Genomic DNA, 4,417 nt, shown 5'->3' with positions numbered 1-4,417 from the left:
TAATCACTACAGTTTAGTAATGATTAGCTTCGCAAATGATTAGTTAAACGGGTTAGGTTTTAACACATCATGCTTTATTGCTGCTAATCACTACAGTTTAGTAATGATTAGCTTCGCAAATGATTAGTTAAACGGGTTAACCTGAATCATTGTTTCATTGCGATCTGGACCAGTAGAAATAATATCCATTGGCACGCCAGTCACTTCTTCTAAGCGTTTTATATATGCTTTAGCATTTTCAGGTAATGCATCAAACGATGTTACGCCAAATGAGCTTTCACTCCAACCTGGCATAGTTTCATAAACTGGAACAGCAAGTTCATAACCATCGGCAGACATTGGTGGAACATCTACTAATTTATCACCAGGCATTTTGTAAGCAGTACAGATTTTGATCTCTTCTAAACCGTCTAAAACATCTAGTTTAGTCAAGCAGAAACCTGTAATGCTGTTTAGCTGTACGGCACGTTTAATTGCAACAGCATCAAACCAACCAGTACGACGTAAGCGACCTGTTGTAGCACCAAATTCATGGCCTACAGTACCAAGATGTTTACCCGCTGGATCTAATTTATCGATACCATCGTATAATTCAGTTGGGAAAGGACCCGAGCCAACACGTGTTGTGTAAGCTTTAACGATACCTAACACGTAATCAAGATGTGTAGGACCAAAACCACTACCAGTAGCTACGCCACCTGCAGTTGTATTTGAAGAGGTTACATACGGGTATGTACCATGGTCGATATCAAGTAGCGTACCTTGTGCGCCTTCAAACAAGATATTTTCACCACGTAAACGGGCTTTATCCAGTTCATCTGTTACATCAATAACCATACCTTTAAGCAGATCGGCAACATCTTGCATCTGCTTCAGTACTTCTTCATAGCTAACCGCTTCAACTTTGTAGTAGTTAACTAATTGGAAGTTATGATATTCGATAACTTCTTTAAGTTTTACAGCAAATGTTTCCATGTTGAATAAGTCATCAACACGTAAACCACGACGAGCAACTTTATCTTCGTATGCCGGACCGATACCACGACCAGTTGTACCGATAGCTTTATTGCCACGCGCTTTTTCACGAGCAACATCAAGTGCGACATGGTACGGAAGAATTAGAGGACAACCTTCACTGATTGAAAGGCGTTCTTTAGCAGGTACACCACGCTCTTCAAGCATTTTAAGCTCTTTCAGTAACGCGTCAGGTGCTAACACCACGCCATTACCGATAACACATTTTACGTTTTCACGCAGGATGCCTGATGGAATCAGATGAAGAACTGTTACCTCTCCATCAATTACAAGTGTATGACCCGCATTGTGTCCACCTTGATAGCGAACTACCCATTGCGCTTTGTCTGTAAGTAGGTCTACAACCTTACCTTTACCTTCGTCACCCCATTGAGTGCCAAGAATTACTACATTATTTCCCATCAGAATCACATATCTCTAGCGAATTGAGAAAGGATTTTAGCAAACATTAATCGTGCATATCAATATCTTTATTATTTAATCCGATGCAAAAAATAGAAACTGACAATTTCCAACATAAACACTTTCTTAATAAAAGCGATTAATAGAATACTTTTACAGCTAACCCCATGAACTACTGAGCTTTATTATTAATAAGTTAGGGTAAATAAATCTCATTTAATATGATAACTCGCCATGCCTTAGTGAAGTGATTTAAAGAATATTTATAAAAATAAAGGAGAAAAAATAGCGTTCGCCAAATAAAAAAAGGCGCTAGCGTTTCCACTAGAGCCTTTATTGCAAGATATTTCCCCAAAAAATGGGGCAATAAATAGCTTATTCGTTAATTGCTTTCTTTTGCTCTGCGATATTTAAGACATCTGTAGGCACAAGCTCATATGCTGCTTGTGGTTTTAAAACTACATTTGATTTGCTTGCAACCATTAGCATCTGTTTTAAACGGTTTACTTCAAATGGTTTTAATAATAAACCTTGAACATCCAATAAACTGTTTAGACCTAACAATTCACGTTGAACATCAAAGTGTGCGCTTAAGATGCAGATATCAGCTGAAGCTGAAGTTTGACCTGTACGGATACGTTTGATTAATTCAATGCCTGCATTTTCTGCAAGTAATGAATCAATGATAACAAGGTCAAAATCTTGCAGGGCAACAGAGCGCTCAGCTTCAATTGTTGTTGCTACACCTTCAACATATGCAACTTCAACGCTTTCCAATTGCTCTATTAGTTGAATACGTTCAGCAGCTTCCGCTTCAACAATTAATACTTTCATATTACTGATTGCGTTAACTGAGCTTTCACCTTGCGTAATTGGAGATACTTGATTCTCAGTTGAGATACCAACACCTTCCATACGAGCAATATAACCACGCTTAGGAATAGTAGAGATATTTAAACCGTGCAGGCTCAATGTACCGATACTTTTGCGAAGCTGAGAGATATGCTGATTGATAGTATGGTCAGTCACTAAACGACCCCATACATGTTGAGCAAGATCTTCACGCGTTACCACTGTATTTACATTTTTACATAAAAAATGTAGCAGTGATGTACGTAAAGGGCCTAAGTAAACCTTACGGCTTCCATGAATTAAACTATTTTGACTGGTATCTATGTGGTATTCACCCACAACTAAACTTTTTTCTAACATAATAGCACCCATTTATTAGATTCAGATTAAAGTAATAGCGTTACTATTACTAATTTATCGGGCTGCTAGTCAGCCTCTTTTTTTTATCATTACTATGTACTTTATCAAAATTAGGTGAAAAAACAAGCTAATTCAAGTTTTGTTACCTTTTTGTAAAATATTTTTGCTTTAGGATAAAACAGATCAATCACTTACGTAAAAAAAACTGCTCTCAAATGAGAACAGTTTTTTATAAAACAGATGACACTTATCTTATTGATGCAGTGTGTTATGCCTCTTTAATTGAGATGATTGTATCAGCTTTATCTGTGTAATTTTTGATTTGATCAAAATTTAAATAACGGTAAGTTTCAGCTGCTACGGCATCTAATGATTTAGCATATTTCATATATTCTGCAACAGTTGGCAATTTACCTTCAATCGCCGCAACCGCAGCTAACTCTGCCGAGCTTAAATATACATTTGCATTATTACCTAAACGGTTCGGGAAATTACGTGTTGAAGTGGAAACAACAGTTGTATTATCACCTACACGCGCTTGGTTACCCATGCATAGTGAGCAGCCCGGCATCTCAGTACGTGCACCGACTCTGCCAAAAATACTGTAATAACCTTCATCAGAAAGTTGGCTTGCATCCATTTTAGTTGGCGGAGAAACCCATAAACGCGTAGGTAATTGACCGTTATATTTATCCAACAGATTACCTGCTGCACGGAAATGACCGATATTTGTCATACATGAACCGATAAAGACTTCATCTATTTTTTGACCCGCTACTTCTGACAACAGTTTTACATCATCAGGATCATTTGGACAAGCAACAATTGGCTCTTTTACTTCATTTAAATCAATTTCAATAATTGCAGCATATTCAGCATCTTTATCCGCTTCCATTAACTCTGGATTAGCCAGCCAGGCTTCCATCTCTTCGATACGACGGGTGATTGTACGAACATCACCATAACCTTCAGCGATCATCCATTTAAGCATCACAATATTCGAATTCAAGTATTCAATAATTGGCTCTTTATCAAGCTTAATTGAACAACCTGCGGCACTGCGCTCTGCAGATGAGTCTGATAACTCAAATGCTTGCTCCACTTTAAGTGTTGGCAGACCTTCAATTTCAAGCACGCGACCGGAGAAAATATTTACCTTGCCCGCTTTTTCAACTGTTAGGTGTCCGTCTTTAATCGCTTGATGTGGAATCGCATTAACTAAATCACGCAGTGTGATACCAGGTTGCAATTCACCTTTAAAGCGAACTAATACTGACTCAGGCATATCAAGTGGCATTACACCCGTTGCAGCTGCAAATGCAACTAAACCTGATCCCGCAGGGAAAGAGATACCAATTGGGAAACGTGTATGAGAATCACCACCTGTACCTACCGTATCAGGTACTAACATACGATTTAACCAAGAGTGGATTATGCCATCCCCCGGGCGAAGAGAAACTCCACCACGGTTCATAATAAAGTCAGGTAAGGTGTGATGGGTAATAACATCAATCGGTTTAGGGTATGCACCCGTATGACAAAAAGACTGCATTACTAAATCAGCAGAGAAACCTAAACAGGCTAAATCTTTCAGTTCATCACGCGTCATCGGACCAGTTGTATCTTGCGAACCAACCGTTGTCATTTTCGGCTCACAGTATTGACCGGCACGAACGCCTGCTGCGCCGCATGCTTTACCAACCATTTTTTGCGCCAGCGTGTAGCCTTTAGTCGAAGCCTGCGCTTCTACAGGCAGCTGGAATACAGT

3 protein-coding genes are annotated in these 4,417 nt (G+C 39.0%); all 3 read right to left on the bottom strand.

What is annotated here, in order from left to right; genetic code table 11:
* Positions 1-123: 123 nt before the first annotated feature.
* Positions 124-1,437, bottom strand: a complete 1,314-nt coding sequence (locus AC4GME_RS01415; protein WP_490378702.1) for an adenylosuccinate synthase — start codon at positions 1,435-1,437, stop codon at positions 124-126.
* A gap of 375 nt (positions 1,438-1,812) precedes the next feature.
* Positions 1,813-2,649, bottom strand: coding sequence for a winged helix-turn-helix domain-containing protein (locus AC4GME_RS01410; RefSeq protein ID WP_490378703.1), 837 nt, complete (start codon positions 2,647-2,649; stop codon positions 1,813-1,815).
* 268 nt (positions 2,650-2,917) lie between these two features.
* Positions 2,918-4,417 (bottom strand): bifunctional aconitate hydratase 2/2-methylisocitrate dehydratase (locus tag AC4GME_RS01405; RefSeq protein WP_490378917.1); only part of this gene is annotated, 1,500 nt, incomplete at its 5' end.

The organism is Psychromonas sp., assembly GCF_983033635.1.
Note: the sequence above shows the minus strand (reverse complement) of the source record. Positions and strands in the feature narration are given on the sequence as shown.